Below are 24,759 nucleotides of genomic sequence, written 5' to 3'. Positions count from 1 at the left end.
TGCGAGCGGCAGGTGGTGTCAGCGTCTTATGCCTCGAGGTTTTCCTCGATCCAGGCGACGGCACCCTTGGGATCCTTAGTGAGGTCGATGTACTGTTTGCCCTTGGGCGACAGCAGCGTGATGCCCAGGCGGTCGGTGTCGGCCTTCATCTCGTTGTAATAGGTGCGAACCTGCGGAGCCAGGACGATGACGTTGTACTGGTCCATGATGGCGTAGTGACTGCCGTAGGCACCGGCGTTGGCGGTAATGTCGATGCCCAGCTCGTCGGCGCCTTCCTTAAGCGCGTTGGCGAGCAGTGCAGAGGTGCCGGCGCCAGCGCACAGAACCAGAACCCTCAGATCCTTGCCCTTAAGGGCGGACGGAGCTGCGGAGGCCTCAGTGGCAGAAGCGGTCTCGACAACAGGAGCCTCAACGGCGGGGGCGTCAGCGGTCTTGACGGTCTTGGTCTCCTCGGCCTCTTCTTCGGCCAGGGTCTCGGCCTCCTGCTTGCACAGGACGTTGTCGTAGGCCTTGCAGAACGGGTAGTAGATCAAGAAGTCAACGACCAGCAGGACGACAACCAGGACCAGAGAGATCGGCTGGAAGTTGGTGTCGATGAAGGTGCCGATCGGTCCGGGGAGTGCCCACGGCATGGCATAGATAAAGCCGTTCATGCCCAAAAAGTCGATGAAGAACTTACCAATGAGGACGTTGGCCACGGGGGCAAACAGGAACGGGATCAGGAAGTACGGGTTGAGGATGATGGGCGCGGCGAACAGCAGCGGCTCGTTGACGGCGAACATCACGGGTACGACAGAGGCTTTGCCGACGGCCTTGAGCTGCTTGGAGCGCATAAAGAGCAGGAAGATGATCGGGACAATGAACGTGGCGCCGGTGCCGCCGAGTTCGCCGATGTAGTTACCGAAGTTCTCGGTCAGGGCGAGGGCGGGGTGACCGCCGGCCTGCAGCGTGGCGAGGTTAGTGGTGATGTTGCCAAACAGCGCGGCGTTGAGGGCAGGCTTAACGACCGAGGGGCCGTGGATGCCCATGAACCAGAACAGCGGGATCATGAACCAGATGAGGGCGAGGCCGGCGTAGGAATCGGCAGCGGCGAACAGCGGGCTCACCAGCGTGGAGATGACGTTGGCAAACGGGACGGCCAAGCAGGTGCGGCAGATAACGTCGATGACGGCGACAAACAGGATGGAGAAGCTGAAGGCGAAGATGTCGCGGAAGTTCTGGGCGATGGCGCCAGGGACTTCTTTGGGCAGCTTGATGGTGATGTCTCGCTTAATGCAGAAGGCATAGATGTTGACCGTGGCAAATGCGGCGACAAAGGAGCTCAGCAGGCCCTTGGTGCCCATGTTGTCGGTAAAGAACACCGAGACATCGGCGCCGTCGATCTTGGCACTCGTCTGGGTAACGGCCAAGATGAGCATAGCGCACATGGCGGCGACCATGGTGCTCGTGGCGTTGATGGCCTTGCCGGCAGGCATGCGGCGGTTCTTGGAGCCGGTCAGCGCGCTTGCGGTGGTGCCGGCGACCATGATGCCCACGACGCCCATCGTGAAGTTGTAAACCTTGTTGCAGAAGTTCACGACGTCGACGTTCCACCAGTCGGGCAGCGTAAAGCCGCCGACCGTGGCGACAACGCCCGGCAGGGTCGAAATAAGCAGGAAGACAGAAGAAGACAGGATGATGGGCATTGCTGCCAAAAAGCCGTCTTTAATGGCCTGAAGGTAGATGTTCTTAGAGACCTTGTCGAAGTACGGCTGACCTTTCTCCAAGAACTTAACGATCGATTCCATAGTTCACGCTCCTCTTTGCATGAAATCTTAATGGCATGGACGTTGAAAACCTATATGGTCTCCCGCTTGCTAAAAGCCCGGGTGCAGGCGGGGTCGGTCCCAGGGGGAGAGAGGGGAGCGGCTGGGTTTGTATCGCATGGGGCCGCTCCCCCTCGGGGGAAAGCGAGGCGATGCGCTACTGCGCGTCCGCCATAGTGTCGGCGAGCTCCTTGTACCAGAGTGCCGACTGCTTGATGTAGCGTTTTTGCGTGTCGAAGTCGATGTAGAACAGGCCGTAGCGCTTGTTATAGCCATTGGCCCACGAGAACTGGTCCTGCAGGCTCCAGATAAAGTAGCCCTGGACGTCGACGCCCTCGGCACGCGCCTGGAGCACCTTCTCCATGTGCTGGTCGACAAAGTCGATGCGCTCGGGATCGGCGACGATGCCGTTTGCGTCGGGCTCGGGGTCCTTGTGGCCCAGGCCGTTTTCGGTGATATAGATGACGGGGAGGTTGGGATAGGTGGCGCTGATGTGCTTGAGCGTGTCGTAGAGGCCTTGCGGGTAGATGAGCCAATCCCAGTCGGTGGTGGGGATACCCGGCATATCGACCTGCTGCCCGACGCCCTTAAACTTAAAGCACGAGGTGCCCTTGTCTCCGGTGCCGTTAAAGCTGTTGGTGGACTCGCCATCGTAGGCGGCGATAAACGCCGACTGATAGTAGTTGAGGCCGAACATATCGTTGCGGGGTGCCGCCTTGGCGAGCTCCTCCATGTCGCTGTCCTCAACCGTAAGCGTGGCGTTGTTGGCACGCAGAATCTCGTTGATGAGTGAGAGGGTGCGCGCGGAGTAGTGACCCAGGAAGGCGCCGTCCATGATGAAGTCGGTGTAGAAGGCGTTGTACAGGTCGGCGGCGTGCTGGTCGGCGGGCGAGTCTGTGGCAGGATATGCCGGCGTCAGGACGTTGACCATGCCAATGCGTCCGCCCAGGTGCTCGGTCTCGTCAAGATCCTTATACAGGTTGACGGCGCGGGCGTGGGCAACGAGCTCGTTGTGCTGGCTCTGGATGCCGCTCGTCACATCAAAGTGATGGTTGGGCGGGAAGTTGCCTTGGATGTATTGGGAGTGCGAGAGGCTGATGAGCTCGTTGATGGTGAACCAATTCTTGACCTCGCGGAACTCGCGGAAGCAGAACTCGGCATAGCGCACATAGGCGTCGACGGTCTTGCGGTTGAGCCAGTCGCCCTGGTTGAACAGGGCGGCGGGGGAGTCAAAGTGATGCAGGGACACATAGGGCTCGACGCCATACTTTTTGCAGCAGGCGAACAGCTCGTGGTAGTGCTTAACGCCCTCGGCGAGGGGCTCGGCATCGTCGCCGTTGGGGAAGATGCGGGTCCAGGCGATGGACACACGGATGGCGTTGAGTCCATGCTCGGCAGAAAGGCGGATATCCTCCTCGTAGCGGTTGTAGAAATCACTGGCCGGGTCGGGCAAAAAGCGACCCTGGGCGACAAGGTAATCGTCCCACATGGTCTTACCCTTGCCTGCCACCTTCGTGGAACCTTCCGTTTGGTACGCGGCGGTTGCGGCGCCCCAAACAAAGCCCTTCGGCAGCTGCTGTACGCGGTTTAGCAAAGACATATGCATACACCCTCTCGTCTCGCTGTTCGATATTGTGCGTTTGCGCTCAGGAGGCTCCCTGGTTAGCGTTCAGCGGTGAAAAAGCCCGATAAACACTATCTTAAAATGATTAGAACCAAAATGAGCACGTGAACATTTGACAATGAGCACGTTAACATCCGGCTGGGATGTATAGAAACAAAACAACTTCAAACAGCCGCGAACGGTTGTATTTGTTCGGTAAGCGGTTTTGATTGACAGAAGTTTTCATGTTGTGGTATATGGCTCGGGTATCATGAGCACGTTATCAATGTATGTACGATGCGCCATGGGCGCGGGGAATAGTTGGGAAGCAGGTTAGCGTGGAAGGCATGGCTCAGCAGACAAGGAATGGTCATTCGGCGAGCGCGGCAGAAGTTGCGGCGCTCGCTGGCGTGAGCCGCCAGACTGTGTCTCGCGTGGTCAACGGTATGCCCAACGTGACGGAAAAGACGCGCAAGCGTGTGCTGGCCGCCATGGAAGAGCTGGGCTTTCGTCCCAATTTTGCTGGAGCGGCGTTGCGCGGCGGGTCGTATCGTTCTATTGGCCTGTGCATGTACAACATCACACGTGTCGGTAACCTGGCGACGCTCGAGGGTATCATGCAAGCGGCGCGCGAGCACGATTTTGCCGTCACTATGATCGAGACGGGCGGCGACAAGCCCTATACACTTGCCGATGCCTCGCGCCGCATGGTCGAGCGACCCGTCGACGGCATGATTCTCAACATGAACCGCATGGCTCCCGATTTTGAGGAGTTTGTTCCCCAGCCGGGAGTGCGAACGGTCATCCTGTCCATGTATGCGCATCCGCGCTGCACGACGATCGACTCCGACCAGTATGGTTCGTGCGAGCTGTTGACCAATTATCTGCTGGAACATGGTCACTCGAATATGCGGTTTGTGGCGGGTCCGGAAAACTCGATTTCCTCGCGTTTTCGTGAGGCCGGTTGGCGCGATACGCTGGGTCGTGCTCATGTCGATGCCGCTCCGATGCTGCGTGGCGATTGGAGTGCGGACAGTGGGTACGCCATGGGCGAGCGGATTGCGGCCGAGGTGCTTGCCGGCGGGTCGCAGGCGCCGACTGCCGTGCTTGCGGCAAATGACCAGATGGCGCTGGGCGTTATCGCCGCGCTCGAGAACGCGGGCCTGTCCGTGCCCGACGACGTGAGCGTGGTTGGTATCGACGACGCACTCGAGGGACTTGTTCCTCACAATCGGCTGACGACGCTGCGATTTGATTTGCGCGGTGTCGGTAAGCTTGCGTTTGAGGCGGCGATTGGAGAGAGCTCGTCTATCGAGGCGATTCATGTGCCGAGTACGCTGGTCGAACGCTCGACTGTTAGGGACATACGGGGTTAGGTCCTACTCCGTTTGTCTCGATTTGTAACAGGTAGACGGTCAAAAGCGGGCTACGTGTTACAGATTTAGCTTCTTCGGAAAGAGCAATCCTGTTCGTCTCAATCTGTAACAGCTAGGACCAAAAAACTCGGCTAGATGTTACAGATCGAGACAAACGGCCCCCAGGCCGAACAAAAACAAAAGACCGGGGGCGGCGCGCCGTGTGACGTGCCGCCCCCGGCTGAGAAATGGGGACAGGTTATGTGGGCGGGCAACCCCGCCAGTCACTAGTCCAGACGACGGGTCTGCGCCACGTGCTTATACCAGTATGCGCTTGCCTTGGGCGTGCGCTTCTGGGTTTCAAAGTCAACGTAGAAGAAGCCGTAACGCTTGTTGTAGCCATTAGTCCAGGAGAACTGATCCTGCAGGCTCCACAGGAAGTAGCCGCCCACGTTGACGCCCACCTCCATGGCCTTGAGCAACCAGCGCAGGTGCTGCTCGATGTAGTCGATGCGCGGCTGGTCGTCCACAAAACCGTCCTTGTAGGGGTCCTTGTAGCCCATGCCGTTTTCGGTGATGAAGATCTGCTTGTAGTTGGGGTAGCGCTGCTTAATGTAGACGAGCAGATCGAACAGGCCCTCGGGATAGATGATCCAGTCCCAGTCGGTGGTGGGGATGCCAGGCTTGTTCACATGCTCGCCAATACCCTTAACGCGCCAGCGGCCAGTGCCCTTCTCGCCCGTACCGTTGTGGTGCAGGTCGTTCTCGCCGTCGTAAGCCTTCAAGAAGCGGCACTGGTAGTTGTTAACGCCCAGGTAGTCGTTGTAGAGCGCGGCCTCGCGCATGATTTCCAGATCCTCGTCTAGGATCTCGATGGTGCCGCCCGAGACGGCGGCCAGGCGGTTGGCGCACTCGAGGGTGTCGGGCGCGTAGTCGCCGCGGAAGGTGGCGTCGAGCAAAAACTGGTTTTGCAGCACGTGCTCGTTGTTGGCGGCTTTGATGTCGGCGGGGTCGTTCTCGTTGAGCGGATACTTAAACTCCAGCGACTGGATGACGCCGATCTTGCCCTTAAAACCGCCGTTGTGGAAGGCCAGTACTGCCTTGGCGTGGGCGAGCATCATGTTGTGCTCGCACTGGAAGGCCTCGGCCAGATGCGCCTTGACGCCGCCGGGGAAGGTGCCCTCGATGTAGGTGTTGGAGGCGTCGGCCCAGATCTCGTTAAAGGTGAACCAGTAGGTCACCTGGTCGGCGTACTCCTTAAAGCAGAAGGTGGCAAAGTCCACAAAGGCGTCGATGGTCTCGCGGTTGAGGAAGTCGCCCTTCTCAAAGAGGGGCAGCGGCGTATCGAAGTGATGCAGCGTGACAAACGGCTCAACGTGGTGCTTGTGGCACTCGGCGAAGAGGTCGTGGTAGAACTGGACACCCTCGGGGTTGATTTCGCCGGTACCGTTGGGGAAGATGCGGCTCCAGGCGATGGAGAGGCGGATGCCGTTGATACCGAACTCCTCGCACAGCTCCAAGTCGACGGGGTACTGGTTGTAGAAGTCCGAAGCGGGATCGGGGGAGAAGCGCCCCTGGGCCTCCAAGAAGTCGTCCCAGGCAACCTTGCCCTTACCGTGGGTGCGGGTCTCGCCCTCTACCTGGTAGGCAGCGGTGGCGCCGCCAAAGACAAAGTCCTCGGGAAACTGCGCAGGCGGGTTGGTGACGCTAGCGGGGTTAACGGACATGATGATCCAATCGTCTAAATCGAAGGGCCAGCCGGTCTTGGATGGTCGGCTGGCCCTGAGCGTTACTTACTTCGAGAGTTGCTCGCTTACGAAGGCGAGAGACTTGTCGCCGTTCTGGGAGAGCTCGATGTACTGCTTACCGCGGCAGGCGACGCATTTGTTGCCCACGCGCTCGCAGTCCTTCTGCAGGTCGGTCAGGTAGCTTGCGGCCTGCGGGGCCAGGACGACCAGGTCAAAGTCGGGGAGCATGTCAACGTGGTTGCCATAGGCCTCGGCAGCGGTCTCAAGATTGATGCCGCGCTCTTTGGCAGCCTTGGCCAGCGCGTTGGCGAGCAGGCCCGAGGTACCGCCGCCCTGGCAGAGCACGAGCACGCGCTTGCCGTTGAGGTCGCTGGCGGTCGTTGCCTCGGTGGCGACAGCGGCGGGGGCGTCGGCCTTCACGGCCTCGGCAGCAGCGCCGGCGGCAACGCTCTTGGCGTCAGCCTTGCCCTGGAAGGCATCGTTGAGCTTGGCGGCCTTCTCGGCGTTCTTGGCGGCGAGCTCCTCCTCGGAAATCTCGGCCTCCTCGGCGCACTTCTGGGCGTCATAGGCACGGAAGAACGGATAGTACAGAACGAAGTCGACGACCAGGATAAGGGCGAGCATCACAAAGGCGAGCGGCTGGAAGCCCAGGCCCATGATGGTGCCGATGGGGCCGGGGACGGTCCAGGGCAGGGTGTACATAAAGCCGTTCATGCCCAAGAAGTCGATAAAGATCTTGAGGATCCAGATGTTGGCGATCGGGGCAAAGACAAACGGGACAAAGAAGACGGGATTGAGCACGATGGGTGCGGCGAACAGCAGCGGCTCGTTGACGGCAAAGCAGACGGGGACGATGGCGGCCTTACCGACGGCGCGCATCTCCTGAGACTTGGCCAGGAAGCAGAACATAAAGACCAGGACGAGCGTGGCGCCGGTGCCGCCCATGCAGACGACGAAGTACTGGGCACCCTGGGTCAGGACAGCGGAAGCGTGCTGGCCAGCCTGGAACGCAGCCAGGTTGTCGGTCATGTTGGCAACGAGGGCGGCGGCGATGGCGGGCTCGACGATCGAGGGGCCGTGGACGCCCACGAACCAGAACAGGCTCATGGCGCCGTAGATCACAGCGAGGCCGATGTAGCCATCGGCAGCGGTGAACAGGGGCTGGAACACCTGGATGACGCCTTGGGCAAAGCAGAAGCCAAAAGCAGCGCGGAAGACGATGTCAAAAGCCCAAAAGACGGTGATGCAGACGGAGAAGGGGATGATGTCCTTGAAGGTCTGCGAGATGTTGGGCGGAACCTGCTCGGGCATCTTGACGGTGATGTTGCGCTTAATGAAGAACTTGTAGATGATGCCAGTCACAAACGCAGCGATGAAAGCGGTCAGCAGGCCCTTGGAACCAAGGTAGGTGGTGTTGAAGCCGCTGGCGGCGTCCGTGGCGATGGTGTCGCTCGAAAGGAGCAAGAAGCCGATGATGGCCGCGCACATGCACGAGATGAAGTTGATCTGGTTGTTCTTGGGCAGATCGCGGTTCTGGGCGTCGGCGAAGTGCTTGGCAGTGGTGGCGGCGCAGGCGATGGCCAGGATGCCCATGGAGTAGTTGTAGCACTTCCACAGGGCGTTGTTGATGTCATCGGGCCAGTAGAAACCCCAGATGTTGGGGACCGAGGCTACCAGGCAGAAGATGGACGAGAAGATGATGATGGGGATGACGGAGATAAAGCCGTCGCGGATCGCCTTGAGGTACTTGTTGCGGGCGATCGCGTTGAAAAAGGGCTGGCCCTTTTCGATGATGGCGATGAGTTGCTCCATGCAATGCTCCTAAGAGTCGGTGGGTTAGCAACGATGGTAGCTTTTGACGTTCGGTTGCCAAAATGTTGACGTTGCCATTTTGCGACACAAAAAAAGACGCGAACCGGTGGTTCCTGTGCCTGCGAACCGTCGATTCCTTACGCGTAAACGTTTGAGCCGCCCGGTGGCTCTGTGTTTGCACAATGGCAACGTTAACATTTGGGCGACAAAAGCCGTTCGGGGAAGCAAAAATGTCGGTGAACGGTAGGTTTTGGGTGGTGAGCGTATGGTGGGGGAGGCGTTAGATATACTTGAAGACGTTTCATTTGACTGCGTAGGGTGCCACCAATGGCATCGTTGACATAGAAAGATCGACCTATGGCCGCTGTTAAAAAATCGGTATCCGTCAAAGACGTGGCGCGCCTCGCGGGCGTCTCGGAGCAGACGGTCTCGCGCACCGTGCACGATTCGCCCAGTGTGCGCCCCGAGACCAAGGAGCGCGTGCGTGCCGCCATGCGCGAGCTGGGGTATCGCCCCAATTTTGCCGGTCGATCGCTGCGCCGTGGCAAGTTTAAGACCGTCGGCGTTGCCATGTTCAACATTACCGGTACCGGCAACCTCGACCGTATGGAGGGCTTTGCCGCTGCGGCCGACAAACATGGCTATGCCATCACCCTCACTAAAGTAGATGGACATCCCTATACCCTCGAGAGCGCATCGTCGCGTATGAGCGCGCTGCCGGTAGACGGCATGGTCGTGATCATGAATCGCATGCCGGCGGACTTTGGCACCTTCGAGCCGCTGCCCGGCATGCAGACGGTGCTCGTTACGATGCTGGAGCACCCGCTCTGTTCAACGGTCGATAACGACCAGTTCGATTGCTCGCGCCAGGTGGTCGAGTACTTGCTGGGGCGGGGGCACAAAACCGTGCACTTTATTTCGTGTCCCGAGCGCTCGCTTTCGGGCATGCGGCGCGAGGAAGGCTGGCGCGAGACATTGCGCGCGCATGGTATTGAACCGCCGCGACTCGTCCGTGGGGATTGGACGGCACAGAGCGGATATGCTGCTGGTCAGGCTCTGGCGGAAGATCCGACCTGTACGGCCATTTATGCTTCCAACGACGCCATGGCCTACGGCTGCATTCGCGGACTCGAGTCGCGCGGAAAGCACGTGCCCGAGGACGTGAGCGTGGTGGGTGTTGATGACAGTCTGGGCGACATCGTGCCCGATCGTCGCCTGGCCACCGTGCGCTTTGACAACAAGCGCGTCGGCATGTGGGCGGTTGACAAGATTGCCGGCGCCGAGGGCGTTGAACCCGGTGTGGAGCACATGCTGTTTCCGGGCGTGCTCGTCGAGGGCGATACGGTACGCGATGTACGCTAGGGCGCGGGTCTGTTTGGGTTTCCGCTAATTGTGTTCGATATTGTTTAAATTGGTTTAAAAACCGTTCACGGGCGAAAAGTGACCGTTCATAGCTTGAAATTACGTTTTGCGCTGTTCTTTTTTGTTTGAATGTTAATGTTTCTGCCATACAGAACGCAGCGCGTATGCCCGGCCGCGATGCTCTCCATTGGTTCATATGTGAAAGGAACGCAATATGGCAACCAAAGAAGAAATCTCGATGGTTGGATTCGAGATTGTCGCATACGCAGGTGACGCCCAGACCGATCTGCTTGCAGCGCTCGATGCTGCTCGCGAGGGTGACTTTGAGAAGGCCGAGCAGCTGCACAAGGATGCCAGCGATGCGCTCATCGGTGCCCACGACACGCAGACCAAGCTGCTTTCGCAGGAGGCCGGCGGTGGCGAGATGGAGATGACCTTCATCATGGCTCACGCTCAGGACACCCTCATGACCACTATGATCCTGGAGAAGCAGGCCCGCTTTACCATCGATGCCTACAAGCGCATCGCCGAGCTCGAGGCCAAGCTCGCCTAACGAGCCCTCACAACCAAGTCCCCTTCCAAAAGCTCTGCTGCTACCCGCGGCAGGGCTTTTCCTGTTCTACTTCAAGTTGCGGTGAAATAGGGACTGAATAGGGGCCGGCGGGCACAAAACAATCCCTATTCCACCGCAACTCATCCGGAGATAGTCATTGGGGACGTTCTTAAACGACTAGTCATTGGGGACAGTCTTGTTGCGCTCCGTTGGTCCTCCCGTTCGTTTTTTGCTCGGTGGGTATACTTCCTTTCGCATTAAGCCCCGGACTGAGGAGGTATCCAAATGCCGGATAACGGGTCAATACAAAAAAGAGACGCGCACGAGATGGCTCATGGGCGTCCTGTCCAGATAACCGAGCACACGACGGTAACCGAGCTGCAGCCCAGTCTGTCCGATGTCGTGTGCGCAAACAAAAAGCTGCAGATTGGCTTTATCGTTGCGCTCGTGGTACTGGCGCTGCTGTCGGGCTTTGTAGCTCGTCCGCATTTCGCCGATACCAAGACTTGGGACTCCACCATCGAGGTCATCGACCAAAAGAAGGGTAACGTACTGGCGCTCACGACCTCGTGCGTGGCGCTGTCTGCGGGCATTACCGCGCTGCCGGGTGATACGGGAACGCCGGTTGCCGAGCAGCTCGCGCAGCTTTCAGGCAACCTTGGTATCGTGCTTGCCGTGCTCTACCTCGAGAAATACCTGCTAACCATTTTGTGGTCGGTTGGCTTGGGCATCTTAATCCCGTTTGCGTTGGTGCTCTTTGCGGTGTCGCTCGGCATTCACGGGCGCTGGAGCACGAGCGCTGTCCTGCGCCGTGTGGCGACACGCGTGCTGGTAGTTGCCGTGATCGGCATGGCGTTGGTGCCTGCAAGCGTTTGGGTGTCGCAGAAGGTCGATGAAACGTATCGCGTAAGTATTGAGCAAGCTGAGCAAAAGGCTGCGGACGCTGCGGACGCGGCCGACACCACGGACAAGTCAGCCGAGACCAGCTCAAAATCGAATAAGAAAAAATCCGAGGCCACAGAGTCCAAAAACGTGCTCGAGCAGTTGACTGATGGGGCCTCGAGCCTTGTTACGTCGGTGACCAGCGGTGCCAAGCAGATGACCGACGAGATCGTGCAGCAGGTGACCGACCTCATCGAAGGCGTCATCGTGATGATCGTGACTTCGTGCGTTATCCCGCTGCTGGTGCTCGTGGCGTTCCTGTGGCTGGGACACGTACTGCTAGGGATCGATATTTCCGGCCCGGCGAACTATTTGACGGGCCGCTTTCTGAGTGCTCCGTCCAAGCACGCCAAATAGGGTGGGCAGTCCGAGTAGCTAAAACAGCTGTATATACCGGGGAATACCGCCGAAGGGCGGCCGAGACACGTTCTTGGCCGCTCTTTTGTTTGTTGAACACGTGGTCGCTACGTCCGCGCCCGGCTCAAACGGTCAGCAATCATCCGTGAACGATATTTGTTCAAAAAAGAACAAAGATAAACAAATAGTTGTTGCAGTTACTGTTCGAATGTGTTCAAATAAACATGAACAGTGAAGAACCGCACATTCAGATGCCCGGACCTGAACGCGATTCAACACTTCCAAACAGAAACTACGCACCTGCGTATCTCTCAAGGAGGATGTCATGAGGGTTGTAATCGCTTCCGATGCCGACGGTATGTCGATGAAGGAGTCTATCAAGGAGATGCTCATCGCCGACGGTCACGAGGTCGTCGACTATTCCGAGACCCCTGCCGCGGACTTTGTCGATTCCGCGACCGCCGTTGCCAAGGACCTGCTGGAGCACAAGGATTCCCAGGGCTTCGCATTCGATAAGTACGGCGTCGGCTCCTATATGGCCGCCGTCAAGATCAAGGGCATGGTCGTCGCCAACATTTCCGACGAGCGTTCCGCTTACATGACCCGCGAGCACAACGGCTCGCGCATGGTCACCATGGGCCCGGGCGTTGTGGGCACCGAGGTCGCCAAGAAGATCGCCCGCGAGTTCCTGCGCGCGCAGTACGCCGGCGGCCGTCACCAGATCCGTGTCGACATGCTCAACAAGATGGCCTAACGAGAGCCACCGAGAACTCGAACTTCTACCTCAACTTGTGAATTCAGACGAAAGGACGTTCTGATGAAGAAGACCATCGCAATCGGTTGCGACCATATCGTTACGGACGAGAAGATCTATCTGGCCGACCGCCTGGAGCAGGCTGGCTACAAGGTGCTCGACTGCGGCACCTACAGCCACACCCGTACGCACTATCCCATCTACGGTAAGGCCGTGGGCGAGGCTGTTGCCAGCGGCAAGGCCGACTTTGGCGTGGCCCTGTGCGGCACCGGCATCGGCATCACCAACGCCGTCAACAAGGTTCCCGGCGCCCGCTGCGCCCTGGTCCGCGACATGACCTCTGCCCTGTATGCCCGTCGCGAGCTCAACGCCAACATCGTGGGCTTTGGCGGCAAGATCACCGGTGAGTTCCTGATGGCCGACATCATGCTTGCCTTCCTGGAGGAGCCCTACGAGAAGACCCCCGAGCACGATGCCCTGATCGCCAAGATCGATGCCTGCAACAAGGCCGACGCCGAGGCTCAGGCTGACCCGCACTTCTTTGACGAGTTCCTGGAGAAGTGGGACCGCGGCGAATACCACGATTAGCGGGTATCCGGCGTAATTAACTAGTCCGTTGACGGCTCGCGTTTCTGTGATGGGGCGCGGGCCGGTTTTCTATCAGCCCTATTGATTTGGCGGGCTGTCGTAAGAAAGGGAAGGCTCCTATGGAGTTTGTTCTTGATAACGGTTCTATCCGCGTAGCACTGAGCACGGCGGGCGGCTCATTCACCTCAATTGTGGCCGACGGTCGCGAGTATCTGTGGCAGGGCGATCCGGCGGTGTGGTCGGGCCAGGCACCTATTTGCTTCCCGATCTGCGGCGGTCTTCGTGACGGTCGCGCAATGACCATGGGCGGCCGCGAGGTCAAGCTTGCCCGTCACGGCTTTGCTCGCAAACAGGAGTGGAAGCTCGAGGAGCAGGGCGACAACATGGTCGCGCTGAGCCTAAGCTCTGCCGACCATGCCGAGTTGCTCGAGCAGTACCCGTATCCGTTTAAGATCGTTGCTCGTTACACGATCGATGCGGAGAAGGTGGCCGTGTCGTACGAGGTGACCAATGAGGGCACCGAGGACATGCCGTTCTTTGTGGGCGGTCACCCTGGCTTTAAGTGCCCGCTTGACGAGGGCGAGTCCTATGACGACTACGAGCTCCGTTTTGAGCAGCGCGAGGCCGCCGAGCTCTGTACTGCCGTTCCCTCGACGGGCCTGATTGATGTTGAGCATCGCAGCAAGAACCCGATGGCTGGCCATGACCTGCCGCTGACCCACGAACTCTTCGACTTCGCGGAGACCATCTTTGACGTGCTCGAGAGCCGCGTGGTTACGCTGACCAAGAAGACCGAGGACAAGGGCGTGCGCCTGACGTTCCCTGATATGCCGTACCTGATTGTGTGGAGCAAGCCCGAGGGTGACTTTGTGGCCGTGGAACCGTGGGGCGGCCTGTCCACCTGCTCCGACGAGGACGATATTCTGGAGCACAAGCGCGGCTGCCTGATGGCCAAGCCGGGGGAGACCGTCACCCGCGGCTTTGAGATCGAGATACTTTAACGAGCTATCGTATGTTTGGGGTCGCGCGTGTCGTGCCCCGGAAACAGGAGTTCAATATGATTCTGACCGTTACCATGAACCCGTCGATTGATACGCGCTATCAGCTCGACAAGTTGATCATCGACGATGTTAACCGTGTGACGCCCGAAAAGACCGCTGGCGGCAAGGGCCTCAACGTGAGCCGCGTGCTGCTGCAGCTGGGCGACGACGTGCTCGCGACCGGTCTGCTCGGCGGCCACATGGGTGCCTATATGGCCGAGCTCATGGATGCCGATGGCGTCAAGAACGACTTTGTGCCCATCGCCGGTGAGACGCGCATTTGCCTGAATATTCTGCACGAGGGTAATCAGACCGAGCTTTTGGAGAGCGGCCCGCAGATCGCCCCGGCCGAGCTCGAGGCCTTTACGGCCAAGTTCGCCGAGCTTGCAGCGAAGGCGGACGTTGTGACGCTTTCGGGCTCGCTGCCGCGCGGCGTCGATGCCGGCTACTATGCCGAGCTCGTCAAGATCGCCGAGGAGGCGGGCGCCAAGGTGCTGCTCGATACCTCGGGTGCATCGCTGGAGGCCGCGCTGGAGTCCGACGCTAAGCCTGAGCTCGTAAAGCCCAACCTGACCGAGATTAACGGACTGCTGGGTACGTCCTTTACGACCGATGATGTCGATGCCCTGCGCGAGGCGCTTGCCGCCGATGACCGTTTTGCCGGTATTCCCTGGGTTGTCGTTTCGATGGGTGCTGCCGGTTCGGTGGGCTTCCATGAGGGTCGTGCGTTCCGCGCCAAGACGCCCGCGATTGCGGCTGTGAACGCGACGGGTTCCGGCGACTCGACCATCGCCGGCTTTGCGCATGCGATTGCTGCTGATGCCGACGACGTCACGGTGCTCAAGACCGCCAATACCTGCGGCAAGCTTAACGCCATGGATCCCAAGACCGGCCACCTGGTCATGGACCGCTGGGACGAGGTCTACAACAGCGTTGTCGTGACTGAACTCTAGGAGTCGCGACGCCGAACACTCAAAAACGGCGCCCGTCGGCGATGTTGCCGGCGGGCGCCGTTGCCTTGAGGACGAAATGATCCGTTTTCCTCCGTCCCCAAGGGATCATTACAGTGAGTCGATAAAGCGCTGTTGGGCGGCGCGGCCGGCTTCGTCCCACTTAAAGACGCCGGCGTTGTCGAGCACGTGGCCAAACACCACGCCGACCTCCTTGTGCAGGATGTCGATGGCGTTGTCGGCCGTAAGCTCGGCGGCGCGGCGAGCAAAGACGTCCTCGGCCCATGCGGCGTGGCTGCGGCAAAGGTCGTCGCCCTCGAGCGCGCCAGCAAGGTCGTAGCTGGCATCGGCCTTGGCTGCCAGCAAGTGCTCGCGGACAGTGCCAAGCTCGGGAACCAGGCGCGGCGGCAGAATAGCCAGGCCCATGACCTCGATCAGGCCGATGTTCTCTTTCTTGATGTGGTGGTACTCGGCATGCGGGTGGAATACGCCCAGCGGATGCTCGTCGGTTGTGATGTTGCAACGAAGCGCCAGGTAGGCCTCGTAGATCTCGCCGCCGGCATTGCCGCGGGAGTCGACGCGGCGGATGACGGGCGTCACAGTGTTGTGCGCCACGCTGTCGGCTGTGTGCGCGATGACGCCAACCGACTCATCGGTCCACTCGCGCCAGGCGAGGATAACCTTCTCGGCGGCGTCGAGCAACTGGGCGCGGTCGTGCGAGCGCAGTCGCAGCACCGAAAGCGGCCACTGCAGCACGGCGCCGCTGACCTGGTCAAAGCCGGGCACGCTAAACTGCGAGACCTCGGCGGCGTGCATCATGGGGAACTCGTGCGCGCCGCCCTGGAAGTGGTCGTGCGACAGAATCGAGCCGCCCACGATGGGCAGGTCGGCGTTGGAGCCAATAAAGTAGTGCGGGAACAGGTCGACAAAGTCGAGCAGGCAGGTCAGCCCCTTGCGGTCGACGTGCATCGGACGATGCTCGGAGCTCATGGCAATGCAGTGCTCGTTATAATACGCATACGGGCTGTACTGGAAGCCCCAGCGCTCGCCATCAAGCTGAATGGGAATAACGCGTAGGTTCTGACGGGCGGGATGAGCGCCGCCGTCGGCTGCGGCGGAGCGTCCGGGATACCCCTCGTTTTCGATGCAGAGCTGGCAGGCGGGATACTTCTCGCCCGTGTTTTTGGCGGCACCGGCCGCGGCAATATCGCGCGGGTCCTTCTCGGGCTTTGACAGGTTGATAGTGATCTCCAGGTCGCCCCAGTTGGTGGAAGTGCTCCATTTGATGTTGCGCGCGATGGCGGCACGGCGCACGTAGCCGGCGTCGCAGCACAGGCCGTAGAACCAGTCGGTCGCGGCGCGGGGCTCGTTGACGCCCATACGTCCGTTGAATTCTTCGTTTACAACCGAAGGCCTCGGCATCAGCACGCCCATGATGCGCATGGCGATGCGGTCGCGGCCCGATGCCGTGTCCTCGGCGGCACCGTTGACAACGGCGGCCTCGGATAGCGCGGCAAGCGCGCCTTCAAGATCAAAGTCGGGGAGTGTATCGGGGTGCAAGAGCGAGAGTTTCTCGACCTGGAGCGCCCAGGCCATGTCGAGCGCCGGGCCCGTAGCACCGATGCACTCGAGAATGGTGTTGTATGCCCAGATGCGATCGTCCTGGCCGATCATCGATCGGTGGATAGCGTACTCGATCAGGTTCTGCGCGGCCTCGCGCACGTCAGTCATTACAGCCATGCCGCGTAAGCCCCCTTGTCAGAGATAGCGTAGTGGCGGGCAGAACCCTCGCCCAGCCAGCCGTTCATCTTGGCAATGAAGGTGTCGACCAGATCGAGCGGCACGAAGGCCTGGATGGTGCCACCGAAGCCGCCACCGTGGATACGAACGGCGCCGCGGCCGTCGAGCACGTGCTCGGCCAGCGCCAGGGCATACATGGAAGGCTGCTCGGAGCCCAGCTTGGCAACGACATTCTGCAGGTACATGGCAGAGCTGGCGCCGGACTCGCGCGTCAGGACCAGGAACTGATCGATGTCGCCGGCGTTCAGGGCCGCCCAGCGCTTATCGACCAGGCCATTCTCGTACCAGTAGTGAACGGCGCGCAGGCAGGCACGGTCGCCCAGTTTGGCACGTAGCTCGGGGAGCTTGGCGTCAAAATCGGCAACATCGACCTCGCACAGGCGTGCCTTGCCAAACTCGGCGGCGACGTCTTGCATCTCGCGCGGAACGGCAGCGTAATCGTCGGTGGCGGCCACGTGGTCGGCACCAACCTTAACGAGCACGAGCGCATAGCCGTGATCCTCAAAGTTGAGTTCGAGCTTCTGGGTTTTAGGCTGAGCCTGGTCCTCAAAGTCCATGTAGGCAAGGCCGCCCAGGCACACAGCGGCCTGGTCCATCAGACCGCAGGGCTTGCCGTAGTAGTTGTTCTCGGTGCGCTGGCTCATCTGAGCGAGCGTGACGGGCTCAATGGCGGGCGCGCCCCAGAGCGTCTCCATGGCACGACCGTACGCGGCCTCGACGGCGGCAGAGCTGGAAAGGCCGCCACCCGAGGGGACGGAGCAGGTGAAGGCGAAGTCGAAGCCGTGGGGCTCAACGCCAAGGGCTGCAATCTCGTGCGCCATGCCGCGGACGAGGCTTGCGGACGTGCCCTTCTCGGACTCCTGAACATCCAGCGTGTCGAGCGTGATCTCAAACGTAGGATAGCCCTCGTCGGCGACGCGAATCTTGTTGGAGTCGGTTGCCACGGCGATGCCGTCGACAGCGACATCGAGCGAGCCGGCGATAACGTGACCGCCTTCGTGATCGGTGTGATTACCACTGATCTCGGAACGCCCGGGCGCGTGCACGTAGAGCACCTGGCGGTCGCCGATGGGGCCAAACTCCTCCTCAAATAGCTTGGTGAGCGTGGGGAGTGTCTTTTCGTCGGGAGTGGTCATGGGAGTCCTTTCCTTGGCGCGCCCGGGTGGGTTTTGCGTCGTTATGAGTACGTTAACAACTTAAAGCGGCATGAACCAAGTGTTCACGATACCGCACGTTACGGGCTATGTTAACGTACTCATAACACATCGCTTGTCACTTTTTGAGAATCTGGTAATCGGTAGAAATACAGCCGTGAACGGTACTGCCGTATGGACTTATAAAGCAGAAGAGATGCAGATAGAAAAAGTAGAGTACGTTAACATGCGTCCGACGATAGCGGGCCTCGGCGCGGGATGTATTTCTGCCCGGGCCGGCATTCACGCTATTCAGATCTCGCAAGGGTGAAGGTGATCCTGTGGCAAGGCGCCCGTCCAACGATACAGGTACGCGTCCGGTCTCCATGGCCGACGTCGCCCGCGCTGCTGGCGTTTCGCAGCAGACGGTTTCGCGCGTCGCCAACGGCTTGCCCAACGTTAACGAGCAGACGCGCCAGCGCGTGCAGGCCGCCATGCAAGAGCTCGGCTTTCGTCCGAGTTATGCCGGTCGCTCGCTGCGCGACGGCCGTTACCATTCGGTCGGCCTGTGCGTCAACGATGTCACCAAGTTTGGCAACCTCTCAATGATCGACGGCATCGCCAGCGCTGCTCGCGAGCATAATTGCGCCATCACGCTGGTCGAGATGTCCAAGACCGAGGAGTTTTCGCTTGCCGAGGCAACGCGTCGCATGGCCGCACTGCCCGTGGACGGCATCATCATCGGCATGAGTCGCATGGCGCCCGATTTTGAGACGTTTGATCCACTGCCGGGCATTGGCACGGTCATCGTTACCATGTATGCGCATCCGCGGGTGACCACGGTCGATTCCGACCATTACGGCTGCTCGCTATTGCTTATGGATCACCTTTTTGAGCTGGGGCACGAGCAGATTCGCTATATTGGCGGCCCGTCGTTCTCGGTCGACGAGCAATTTCGTCGTGCCGGTTGGCAGGATGCACTCGAGCGTAAACACATCGAGCCGGCAGAGCCGCTCGAGGGCGACTGGTCTGCCAACAGCGGTTACGAGGCCGGCAGGTACCTGGCCGAGCACGATCGCACCATGACGGCGATTTATGCGGCAAACGACCAGATGGCAAATGGCGCGATTGCAGCGCTGCGCGATAGCGGCCTGCGCGTGCCCGAGGACGTGAGCGTGGTGGGTGTCGACGATTCGCTCGATGATTTTGTCGCGCATAACGAGCTCACGACCGTTCGATTCGATTTGCATCAGCGCGGACGCGAGGTATTCGAGCATGCGGTTCCCGAGGCGGGTACGGCGGGCAAAACCGTTGCCATTCGTATTCCCGGCCAGCTCATTATTCGACATAGCACGGCGATACCACGCTCATAGTTTGCGCAGGTAAACGGCGATTTATCGTATTTCAATAACAATCGGTAAGGATGCTGACAGATAGCCGTGGCTATGAAGGCGAGTGCTATGATAGACGGGTTCTTTTGTCTATCTAGGAGGCTTTGCCTGATGGAGATCACCAAGGATATCCGCTACATCGGTGTCGACGATCACGACATTGACCTGTTCGAGGGCCAGTACGACGTGTCCGAGAACGGCATGGCATACAACAGCTATGTTATCTTGGGCGATAAAATCGCTGTCGCCGATTCGGTCGACGGTGGTTTTGTCGACGAATGGCTCGGCAACCTCGAGGCCGCGCTCGACGGCCGTACGCCCGACTACCTGGTCGTCCATCACATGGAGCCCGATCACTCCGCCGGTATCGCCGCCTTTATGGAGCGCTATCCCCAGGCACAGATTGTGGCCAGCATGGGCGCCTTCCGCATGATGGTCAACTACTTTGGCACCGACTACCCCGATCGCAAGATGGTCGTCAAAGAGGGCGACGTGCTCGACCTGGGTGGCCACAGCCTAACGTTTGTCGGCGCCCCCAACGTGCACTGGCCCGAGGTGATCTTCTCCTACGAGTCCACCGACAAGGTGCTCTTTAGTGCCGACGGCTTTGGCAAGTTCGGCGCCAACGACATCGAGGACCCGGAAGGCTGGGCTTGTGAGGCTCGCCGCTACTACTTTGGCATCGTCGGTAAGTTCGGCAAATTCGTTCAGACCGTGCTCAAGAAGGCCGCCGATCTGGATATCCAGATCATCTGTCCGCTCCACGGCCCCGTACTGACCGAGAACCTGGGCTATTACCTCGACACCTATAACACCTGGTCGAGCTATCAGCCCGAGGACGAGGGCATCACGATTGCCTATGCGAGCGTGTACGGCCATCTGAAGGCCGCCGTTGAGGAGCTTGCATCTGCGCTCGAGGCCCGCGGCCAGAAGGTTTCCGTCTTTGACTTGGCTCGCGACGACATGGCCGAGGCCGTTGAGGATGCGTTCCGCTATGACCGTCTGGTGCTCGCCTCCATCACCTATCAGGGCGAGATCTTCCCGTTCATGAGCACCTTTATCCACACGCTTGCCGAGCACGCCTATCAGAACCGTACGGTGGCGCTCGTTGAGGCCGGCTCCTGGGCGCCCACCGCTGCCAAGGTTATGACCAAGGAGCTCGAGGGCATGAAGGACATCACCCTGGCGCAGAACAAGGTGACCGTGCTGGGCTCGCTCAACGACGCCTCGCGCGCTCAGATCGAGGTTCTCGCCGACGAGCTGTCCAAGTAGCGACACTTTCACTTTTGACGCTCAAACCACCACAAAGGGGACAGGCACCTTTGTGGTGGTTTTTGTTTTTAGATGCGGGCGATGACGAGGGCTGGGCGTGAGCTGTCAGTGGCCTCGGCGATTGAGGTGGCGACGGCATGGTCGGGGTCACGGTCCATCACGATGGAGTCGACATCGGCAAGCTCAGCAAAGCGGTACATGCCGCGTCCGTTAACCTTGCTGGCGTCCATGAGGGCGACGCTTTGACGGGCGGCACCGACCATAGCCGCTTTGGTCTCGGCCATCTGCGGAAAGTCGGTCGTAAAGCCGCAACTGGGGACAAAAGCGCCAGGGCACATGACGGCAAGATCGGCATGGACCATTTGGAGCGCTTGCATAGTGAGCGGTCCGTACAAATAACGATGGCCTTTGCGCAGCGCCCCGCCCAGCATGACGACATCGACTGAGGGCATGCTCTCGTCGATGTAATCGGCAATGGTAATGTCTGCTGTGATGACGGTGATACCGTCGCGTTGATCGAGGAGCCGGACGAACTCGAGCGCCGTGGTGCCCGAGTCGACGAGCAACGTGTCGCCGTCGTTGACGAGCTCGATGGCGCTTTGCGCGATGGCCTGCTTGGCGGCGACGTTGACATTGATGCGGCGATCCTGCGTGGAGACGGTCAGACGTTTGTGGAGTGATACGGCACCGCCGTGCGTGCGGCGCAGCTTGCCTGCTTCGGCGAGCGCGTCCAGGTCGGCGCGGGCGGTGACGGAGGACACGCCAAAGGTCTGGGCGATCTCTGCTACCTGCACCGAGGCATTATGATCGAGCATTTCCAAAATGGCGGTACGGCGTTCGTCGGCAAAGGCACGGTTGGTGGCTTGGGCCATGTTTGCTCCATTCTCGGCTAAATTTGCAGGAATTGTGTTGACTCTATTTTCGTTCATTTTCTTTTTGGGTAAGAAAACACCTTTCGATTACTTATCTTTTCTATAAAAGAAAGACGCTGAACGCCCAAAATTCAATATCGAACATGTTCACTCGGCTCAAATTTCTTCCGTTTGCTTTTCAAAAACGACTGTATTGACCTGCATGGGCTCAATATCTCGCACGTGCAAAGCTGCTGAATTTCATACAATGAGCGCAGCAAAACGCAAGGTAAAACGCCTTGCGAACAACTACGCCCGATGTCCAGATGCGGGCGAGGGAGAGGAGCAAACGCTCATGGCACTTGTTACCACCGAAAAGATGCTCAAGGACGCTCAGGCCGGCCACTACGCTGTTGGCGCTTTCAACGTCGAGAACCTCGAGTTTGTTATGGCCGTTCTGGCCGCTGCCGAGGAGACCAAGTCCCCCGTCATCATGCAGACCACCCCGGGCACCATCAAGACCGCTGGTCTGGACTACTTCTACGGCATGGTCAAGGCTGCCGCCGAGCGCGCTTCCGTGCCCGTCGCTCTGCACCTCGATCACGGCGATGGCTATGACCGCTGCATGCAGGCTTTCCGCACGGGCTACACCTCTGTCATGATCGACGGCTCGCACGAGTCCTTCGAGGACAACATCGCCCTGACCAAGTCCGTCGCCGACGCTGGCCGCGCCATGGGCGTGCCCGTCGAGGCCGAGCTCGGCAAGGTTGGCGGCAAGGAGGACGACGGTCCCGCGGTTGAGGGCGAGAGCCCCTACACCGATCCGGCCGAGGCCAAGGAGTTCGTCGAGCGCACCGGCTGCACCTCTCTCGCTATTGGCGTTGGCACCAGCCACGGTGTGTACACGAGCGATCCGCACATCGAGCAGTCCGTGGTCAAGGCCATCCGCGACGCCGTCGACGTGCCGCTGGTTCTGCACGGCACTTCCGGTGTGCCCGATGAGCAGGTCGCCGAGGCCGTGAAGAACGGCATCTGCAAGGTTAACTACGCCACCGAGCTGCGTCAGGCTTACACCAAGGGCTTCATGGCCTACATGGCCGAGAACCCCGCCTGCTTCGATCCTAAGAAGCCGGCCAAGGAGGGCATGCGCGAGATCACCGAGCTGGTTAAGATCCGCATGACCAACCTCAACTCTGTGGGCAAAGCAGAGTAACAGCAAGGGTACTCTGATCCCACCGGACGGTTTGGGCGGGTCCCGTACTTAGTTTCCAAAACGTCCTCGCGCATGAAGGCCCCCGTTGTCTCGCTTCTTCGAAGCGTTGACAACGGGGGCCTTCGCGCTGCGGAATGATTTTGGAAACTAAGTACGGGACCCGCCCAAACCGTCCTGCTCAATCGCCCTTGTGGCGTTAGTGTCGGAAAAATAAGACGTTGCTTTTTGCCCCCTGCGGAAAGATTGGGGAACTAAGCCCTCGTCCCTCCCAGGTTGACCTACTCGAGGTCGTCGCCCTTGTGGCGTTAGGTCTGAAAATAATAAGAAGCCTTCGCGCTGCGGAATGATTTTGGAAACCAAGTACGGGACCCGCCCAAACCGTCCTGCTCAATCGCCCTTGTGGTGTTGGGGCTGAAAGGGTGGGGCGCGGGGGTTACTTGGTTGTTAGGGTTAGCAGGTCGTTGGGGGTTTCGAGGTTGTAGGTGGCATTTGGGATGTCTTGGTGTGATCCCCATGCCGCTCTGGCAAAACTGACCCCTGCCGAAGTTGCGCATTGTTCGTCGTAGACGGTGTCGCCAACGTAGACGACGTTGCCAGGATTCGCGCCCGTACGCCGGAGATATTCGAGCATGGGAGCGGGTGCGGGTTTATGTTCGGTTGTGTCTTCGACAAGGATGATGTGCTCAAAATACTTATCGAAGCCAAGGGGTGCAATTTCTTCTGCGTATTCATTGCGCGCACGTGAGGAGACGATGCCAAGTTTGCAGCCGTTGTCGGAGAGTGTTGCGATAACTTCGTGCAAGCCGGGAAACACGCTGATGGTGCTTTTAAAGCTGGCGGCAACTTGGCACCAGCGATCCAGCGTTGCCTGTGAGTAGATCCCAAGTTTCTCAAGGGCGTTCTTGCCGGGTATGCCGAGGGCAAATTCAAGCTCGTGTCGGGGGAGCGTTTTGCCGGTTTCTTCTTGGATAATCTGGCCAAGCGATGACAGCACGCTTTCTTCTGTATCTGCCAATGTCCCATCAACGTCAAACACGATATAGTCAAAGTACTTCATATAGTAGCTCCTATCCGTTGTTTGCCTGCAAGTTTGATGCAGTGACAGAAGAAGGGCTAGCGGGATTTCTGCCTGGTACTATCGAGATTCTGCCTCGCTGCTCGATAGCTCGAAGGAGTGCATCCCATTTGTTCTTTAAATACCTGGCCAAGATGGCTTGCTGTCGCAAAGCCGCATTGGCGCGCGACTGTCTGGACCGTTCGCGTGGTGTGTGCCAAAAGTTCGCAAGCACGGTTTACGCGGTATGCGCGCAGATATGCCGCCGGGGTCGTTCCTGCGCAAGCTTCGATAATGCGGTAACACTCTCTTTCGCTTACGCCGGCTGCAGATGCCATCTGGGGCACATCTATAGCGGCTGCATAGTTTGCGCGGATATAGTCCAGGATTGCCTTGAACTGTACGTCGCGGTTGGTCATCCAAGAGGCGTTGTCGGAGGAAAAGAGCGGTTCGGCCTTGGCGTAAATCTGAATCCAGAGCTCTGACAAGCTATTCCGAAGCGCCATCTCGTTCTGCGGCCGTTGAAGGTCGTGGTTAAAGGAACTCTTTAGCAAATCGATAAAGGGCATATCGTCGGGGTTGGTGGGCGACCATTTGAGCACATCGACGCCTCGACATTGCAGCAAAGGATTGATATAGCGCTTTTGAAGGCGTCCCGCGGGATCGCCGAGCATCGACGGCTGAAAGATATGCAACATTTGAATGGCTGGTGCCGAATTGGGTGATTGCAGCGTGCTGTGCAAAACGCCGCCGTTGATAAAGCCGGCGGACCCTTCCTCAAAGCGCACGTGTTCATGAGCCGCGCGCGTTCGATAGCCAATCGCTCCCTGCTCCATGTAGAAAAGCTCAACTTCGGAATGCCAGTGCCAGGGGACGGAATTGCCCGGATAGCGAGCGAATTCTGCGCGTTCGGCAATATAGGGCCAGTCTTCGGCGGTCTCGGGAAACGCTTCCTCGCGTCCTCCGCGGTGCAATTCTATGTGATCCATGTTTCGCATGGCATCAGTATAAAGCGCAATGGGCTTAGATTGCTCTTGCCTGTTCGGGGAACGCCTTGTCTAGGGATGCTTGGAGCTTTTCGAAGGATGCTCGTAAGTTGAGGCTCTGATCGGCTGAGCGCTTGGTTTTTGTGGTGGGGGAGTCGAGGAGACCGTTTCTCTGTGTCGGGGGGAAGGA

20 protein-coding genes are annotated in these 24,759 nt (G+C 59.2%); 11 read left to right on the top strand and 9 right to left on the bottom strand.

Translation table 11 applies throughout. The features are described 5' to 3' along the window. Positions 1-26: 26 nt before the first annotated feature. Both PMX60_RS04145 and lacG (PMX60_RS04140) read right to left on the bottom strand, forming a co-directional pair. Positions 27-1,787, bottom strand: a complete 1,761-nt coding sequence (locus PMX60_RS04145; RefSeq protein WP_117564764.1) for a PTS lactose transporter subunit IIBC — start codon at positions 1,785-1,787, stop codon at positions 27-29. Positions 1,788-1,962: 175 nt separating this feature from the next. Next, positions 1,963-3,405, bottom strand: a complete 1,443-nt coding sequence (gene lacG, locus PMX60_RS04140; protein WP_022094683.1) for a 6-phospho-beta-galactosidase — start codon at positions 3,403-3,405, stop codon at positions 1,963-1,965. Between the two features lie 350 nt (positions 3,406-3,755). Here lacG (PMX60_RS04140) and PMX60_RS04135 point away from each other — a divergent pair, with 350 nt between their 5' ends. Continuing rightward, positions 3,756-4,784: a LacI family DNA-binding transcriptional regulator gene (locus PMX60_RS04135; RefSeq protein ID WP_271746995.1), complete on the top strand. Its 1,029-nt coding sequence runs from the start codon at positions 3,756-3,758 to the stop codon at positions 4,782-4,784. Between the two features lie 266 nt (positions 4,785-5,050). Here PMX60_RS04135 and lacG (PMX60_RS04130) read toward each other — a convergent pair whose 3' ends face one another. Both lacG (PMX60_RS04130) and PMX60_RS04125 read right to left on the bottom strand, forming a co-directional pair. Then, complete coding sequence (gene lacG, locus PMX60_RS04130) at positions 5,051-6,490, bottom strand: 6-phospho-beta-galactosidase (RefSeq protein WP_022094685.1); 1,440 nt, start codon at positions 6,488-6,490, stop codon at positions 5,051-5,053. Between the two features lie 66 nt (positions 6,491-6,556). Next, on the bottom strand, positions 6,557-8,323 hold the full coding sequence (locus PMX60_RS04125) for a lactose/cellobiose PTS transporter subunit IIB (protein ID WP_271746994.1): 1,767 nt from the start codon (positions 8,321-8,323) through the stop codon (positions 6,557-6,559). Between the two features lie 357 nt (positions 8,324-8,680). On the opposite strand from PMX60_RS04125, the gene PMX60_RS04120 reads away from it, so the two are divergent. The 7 genes from PMX60_RS04120 to PMX60_RS04090 all read left to right on the top strand — a co-directional run bounded on the left by PMX60_RS04120 (position 8,681) and on the right by PMX60_RS04090 (position 14,872). Further along, positions 8,681-9,685, top strand: a complete 1,005-nt coding sequence (locus tag PMX60_RS04120; protein WP_271746993.1) for a LacI family DNA-binding transcriptional regulator — start codon at positions 8,681-8,683, stop codon at positions 9,683-9,685. Between the two features lie 214 nt (positions 9,686-9,899). Further along, on the top strand, positions 9,900-10,238 hold the full coding sequence (locus PMX60_RS04115; protein ID WP_055252615.1) for a PTS lactose/cellobiose transporter subunit IIA: 339 nt from the start codon (positions 9,900-9,902) through the stop codon (positions 10,236-10,238). Between the two features lie 327 nt (positions 10,239-10,565). Next, the gene (locus tag PMX60_RS04110) at positions 10,566-11,537 is read left to right on the top strand and encodes a hypothetical protein (protein ID WP_271746992.1); all 972 of its coding nucleotides are present in this window, start codon (positions 10,566-10,568) and stop codon (positions 11,535-11,537) included. Positions 11,538-11,862: 325 nt separating this feature from the next. Next, positions 11,863-12,291, top strand: a complete 429-nt coding sequence (gene lacA / locus PMX60_RS04105; protein ID WP_006234830.1) for a galactose-6-phosphate isomerase subunit LacA — start codon at positions 11,863-11,865, stop codon at positions 12,289-12,291. Between the two features lie 63 nt (positions 12,292-12,354). Beyond that, on the top strand, positions 12,355-12,879 hold the full coding sequence (gene lacB, locus PMX60_RS04100; protein ID WP_006234831.1) for a galactose-6-phosphate isomerase subunit LacB: 525 nt from the start codon (positions 12,355-12,357) through the stop codon (positions 12,877-12,879). A gap of 119 nt (positions 12,880-12,998) precedes the next feature. Further along, positions 12,999-13,880: an aldose 1-epimerase family protein gene (locus tag PMX60_RS04095; protein ID WP_271746991.1), complete on the top strand. Its 882-nt coding sequence runs from the start codon at positions 12,999-13,001 to the stop codon at positions 13,878-13,880. Between the two features lie 56 nt (positions 13,881-13,936). Then, positions 13,937-14,872, top strand: coding sequence for a hexose kinase (locus tag PMX60_RS04090; RefSeq protein ID WP_271746990.1), 936 nt, complete (start codon positions 13,937-13,939; stop codon positions 14,870-14,872). 108 nt (positions 14,873-14,980) lie between these two features. On the opposite strand, the gene PMX60_RS04085 is transcribed toward PMX60_RS04090, so the two are convergent. Both PMX60_RS04085 and PMX60_RS04080 read right to left on the bottom strand, forming a co-directional pair. Then, positions 14,981-16,609 carry a UDP-glucose--hexose-1-phosphate uridylyltransferase gene (locus tag PMX60_RS04085; RefSeq protein WP_271746989.1) on the bottom strand — a complete coding sequence of 543 codons (1,629 nt, stop codon included), beginning with the start codon at positions 16,607-16,609 and terminating at the stop codon, positions 14,981-14,983. Then, positions 16,600-17,805 carry a galactokinase gene (locus tag PMX60_RS04080; protein ID WP_271746988.1) on the bottom strand — a complete coding sequence of 402 codons (1,206 nt, stop codon included), beginning with the start codon at positions 17,803-17,805 and terminating at the stop codon, positions 16,600-16,602. Before PMX60_RS04080 ends, PMX60_RS04085 begins: the two co-directional genes overlap by 10 nt. 383 nt (positions 17,806-18,188) lie before the next feature. Here PMX60_RS04080 and PMX60_RS04075 point away from each other — a divergent pair, with 383 nt between their 5' ends. Both PMX60_RS04075 and PMX60_RS04070 read left to right on the top strand, forming a co-directional pair. Next, complete coding sequence (locus tag PMX60_RS04075; protein WP_117640278.1) at positions 18,189-19,175, top strand: LacI family DNA-binding transcriptional regulator; 987 nt, start codon at positions 18,189-18,191, stop codon at positions 19,173-19,175. A 129-nt stretch (positions 19,176-19,304) separates the two neighbouring features. Then, positions 19,305-20,465 carry an FprA family A-type flavoprotein gene (locus PMX60_RS04070; RefSeq protein ID WP_271746987.1) on the top strand — a complete coding sequence of 387 codons (1,161 nt, stop codon included), beginning with the start codon at positions 19,305-19,307 and terminating at the stop codon, positions 20,463-20,465. A 68-nt stretch (positions 20,466-20,533) separates the two neighbouring features. On the opposite strand, the gene PMX60_RS04065 is transcribed toward PMX60_RS04070, so the two are convergent. Beyond that, positions 20,534-21,337, bottom strand: coding sequence for a DeoR/GlpR family DNA-binding transcription regulator (locus PMX60_RS04065; RefSeq protein ID WP_271746986.1), 804 nt, complete (start codon positions 21,335-21,337; stop codon positions 20,534-20,536). 334 nt (positions 21,338-21,671) lie between these two features. Here PMX60_RS04065 and PMX60_RS04060 point away from each other — a divergent pair, with 334 nt between their 5' ends. Further along, positions 21,672-22,529, top strand: a complete 858-nt coding sequence (locus PMX60_RS04060) for a class II fructose-bisphosphate aldolase (RefSeq protein ID WP_022095149.1) — start codon at positions 21,672-21,674, stop codon at positions 22,527-22,529. A gap of 433 nt (positions 22,530-22,962) precedes the next feature. Here PMX60_RS04060 and PMX60_RS04055 read toward each other — a convergent pair whose 3' ends face one another. Both PMX60_RS04055 and PMX60_RS04050 read right to left on the bottom strand, forming a co-directional pair. After that, a complete protein-coding gene (locus PMX60_RS04055) occupies positions 22,963-23,586 on the bottom strand; it encodes an HAD family hydrolase (RefSeq protein WP_271746985.1) in 624 nt (207 codons plus the stop codon). Between the two features lie 56 nt (positions 23,587-23,642). Then, positions 23,643-24,572, bottom strand: a complete 930-nt coding sequence (locus PMX60_RS04050) for an AraC family transcriptional regulator (RefSeq protein WP_195543956.1) — start codon at positions 24,570-24,572, stop codon at positions 23,643-23,645. Positions 24,573-24,759 lie beyond the last annotated feature (187 nt).

It is taken from the genome of Collinsella aerofaciens, assembly GCF_028206995.1.
Lineage (GTDB): Bacteria > Actinomycetota > Coriobacteriia > Coriobacteriales > Coriobacteriaceae > Collinsella > Collinsella aerofaciens_AQ.
Note: the sequence above shows the minus strand (reverse complement) of the source record. Positions and strands in the feature narration are given on the sequence as shown.

Excerpts from the sequence above, each read along its gene's own strand:
- PMX60_RS04080 (WP_271746988.1), bottom strand. The coding sequence starts at position 17,805 with ATGACCACTCCCGACGAAAAGACACTCCCCACGCTCACCAAGCTATTT.
- lacG (WP_022094685.1), bottom strand. The coding sequence starts at position 6,490 with ATGTCCGTTAACCCCGCTAGCGTCACCAACCCGCCTGCGCAGTTTCCC.
- PMX60_RS04095 (WP_271746991.1), top strand. The coding sequence starts at position 12,999 with ATGGAGTTTGTTCTTGATAACGGTTCTATCCGCGTAGCACTGAGCACG.
- PMX60_RS04145 (WP_117564764.1), bottom strand. The coding sequence starts at position 1,787 with ATGGAATCGATCGTTAAGTTCTTGGAGAAAGGTCAGCCGTACTTCGAC.
- PMX60_RS04065 (WP_271746986.1), bottom strand. The coding sequence starts at position 21,337 with ATGGCCCAAGCCACCAACCGTGCCTTTGCCGACGAACGCCGTACCGCC.
- PMX60_RS04070 (WP_271746987.1), top strand. The coding sequence starts at position 19,305 with ATGGAGATCACCAAGGATATCCGCTACATCGGTGTCGACGATCACGAC.
- lacB (WP_006234831.1), top strand. The coding sequence starts at position 12,355 with ATGAAGAAGACCATCGCAATCGGTTGCGACCATATCGTTACGGACGAG.
- PMX60_RS04075 (WP_117640278.1), top strand. The coding sequence starts at position 18,189 with ATGGCCGACGTCGCCCGCGCTGCTGGCGTTTCGCAGCAGACGGTTTCG.
- PMX60_RS04115 (WP_055252615.1), top strand. The coding sequence starts at position 9,900 with ATGGCAACCAAAGAAGAAATCTCGATGGTTGGATTCGAGATTGTCGCA.
- PMX60_RS04120 (WP_271746993.1), top strand. The coding sequence starts at position 8,681 with ATGGCCGCTGTTAAAAAATCGGTATCCGTCAAAGACGTGGCGCGCCTC.
- lacA (WP_006234830.1), top strand. The coding sequence starts at position 11,863 with ATGAGGGTTGTAATCGCTTCCGATGCCGACGGTATGTCGATGAAGGAG.
- PMX60_RS04055 (WP_271746985.1), bottom strand. The coding sequence starts at position 23,586 with ATGAAGTACTTTGACTATATCGTGTTTGACGTTGATGGGACATTGGCA.
- PMX60_RS04060 (WP_022095149.1), top strand. The coding sequence starts at position 21,672 with ATGGCACTTGTTACCACCGAAAAGATGCTCAAGGACGCTCAGGCCGGC.
- PMX60_RS04110 (WP_271746992.1), top strand. The coding sequence starts at position 10,566 with ATGGCTCATGGGCGTCCTGTCCAGATAACCGAGCACACGACGGTAACC.
- PMX60_RS04090 (WP_271746990.1), top strand. The coding sequence starts at position 13,937 with ATGATTCTGACCGTTACCATGAACCCGTCGATTGATACGCGCTATCAG.
- PMX60_RS04135 (WP_271746995.1), top strand. The coding sequence starts at position 3,756 with ATGGCTCAGCAGACAAGGAATGGTCATTCGGCGAGCGCGGCAGAAGTT.
- PMX60_RS04125 (WP_271746994.1), bottom strand. The coding sequence starts at position 8,323 with ATGGAGCAACTCATCGCCATCATCGAAAAGGGCCAGCCCTTTTTCAAC.
- lacG (WP_022094683.1), bottom strand. The coding sequence starts at position 3,405 with ATGTCTTTGCTAAACCGCGTACAGCAGCTGCCGAAGGGCTTTGTTTGG.
- PMX60_RS04085 (WP_271746989.1), bottom strand. The coding sequence starts at position 16,609 with ATGGCTGTAATGACTGACGTGCGCGAGGCCGCGCAGAACCTGATCGAG.
- PMX60_RS04050 (WP_195543956.1), bottom strand. The coding sequence starts at position 24,572 with ATGGATCACATAGAATTGCACCGCGGAGGACGCGAGGAAGCGTTTCCC.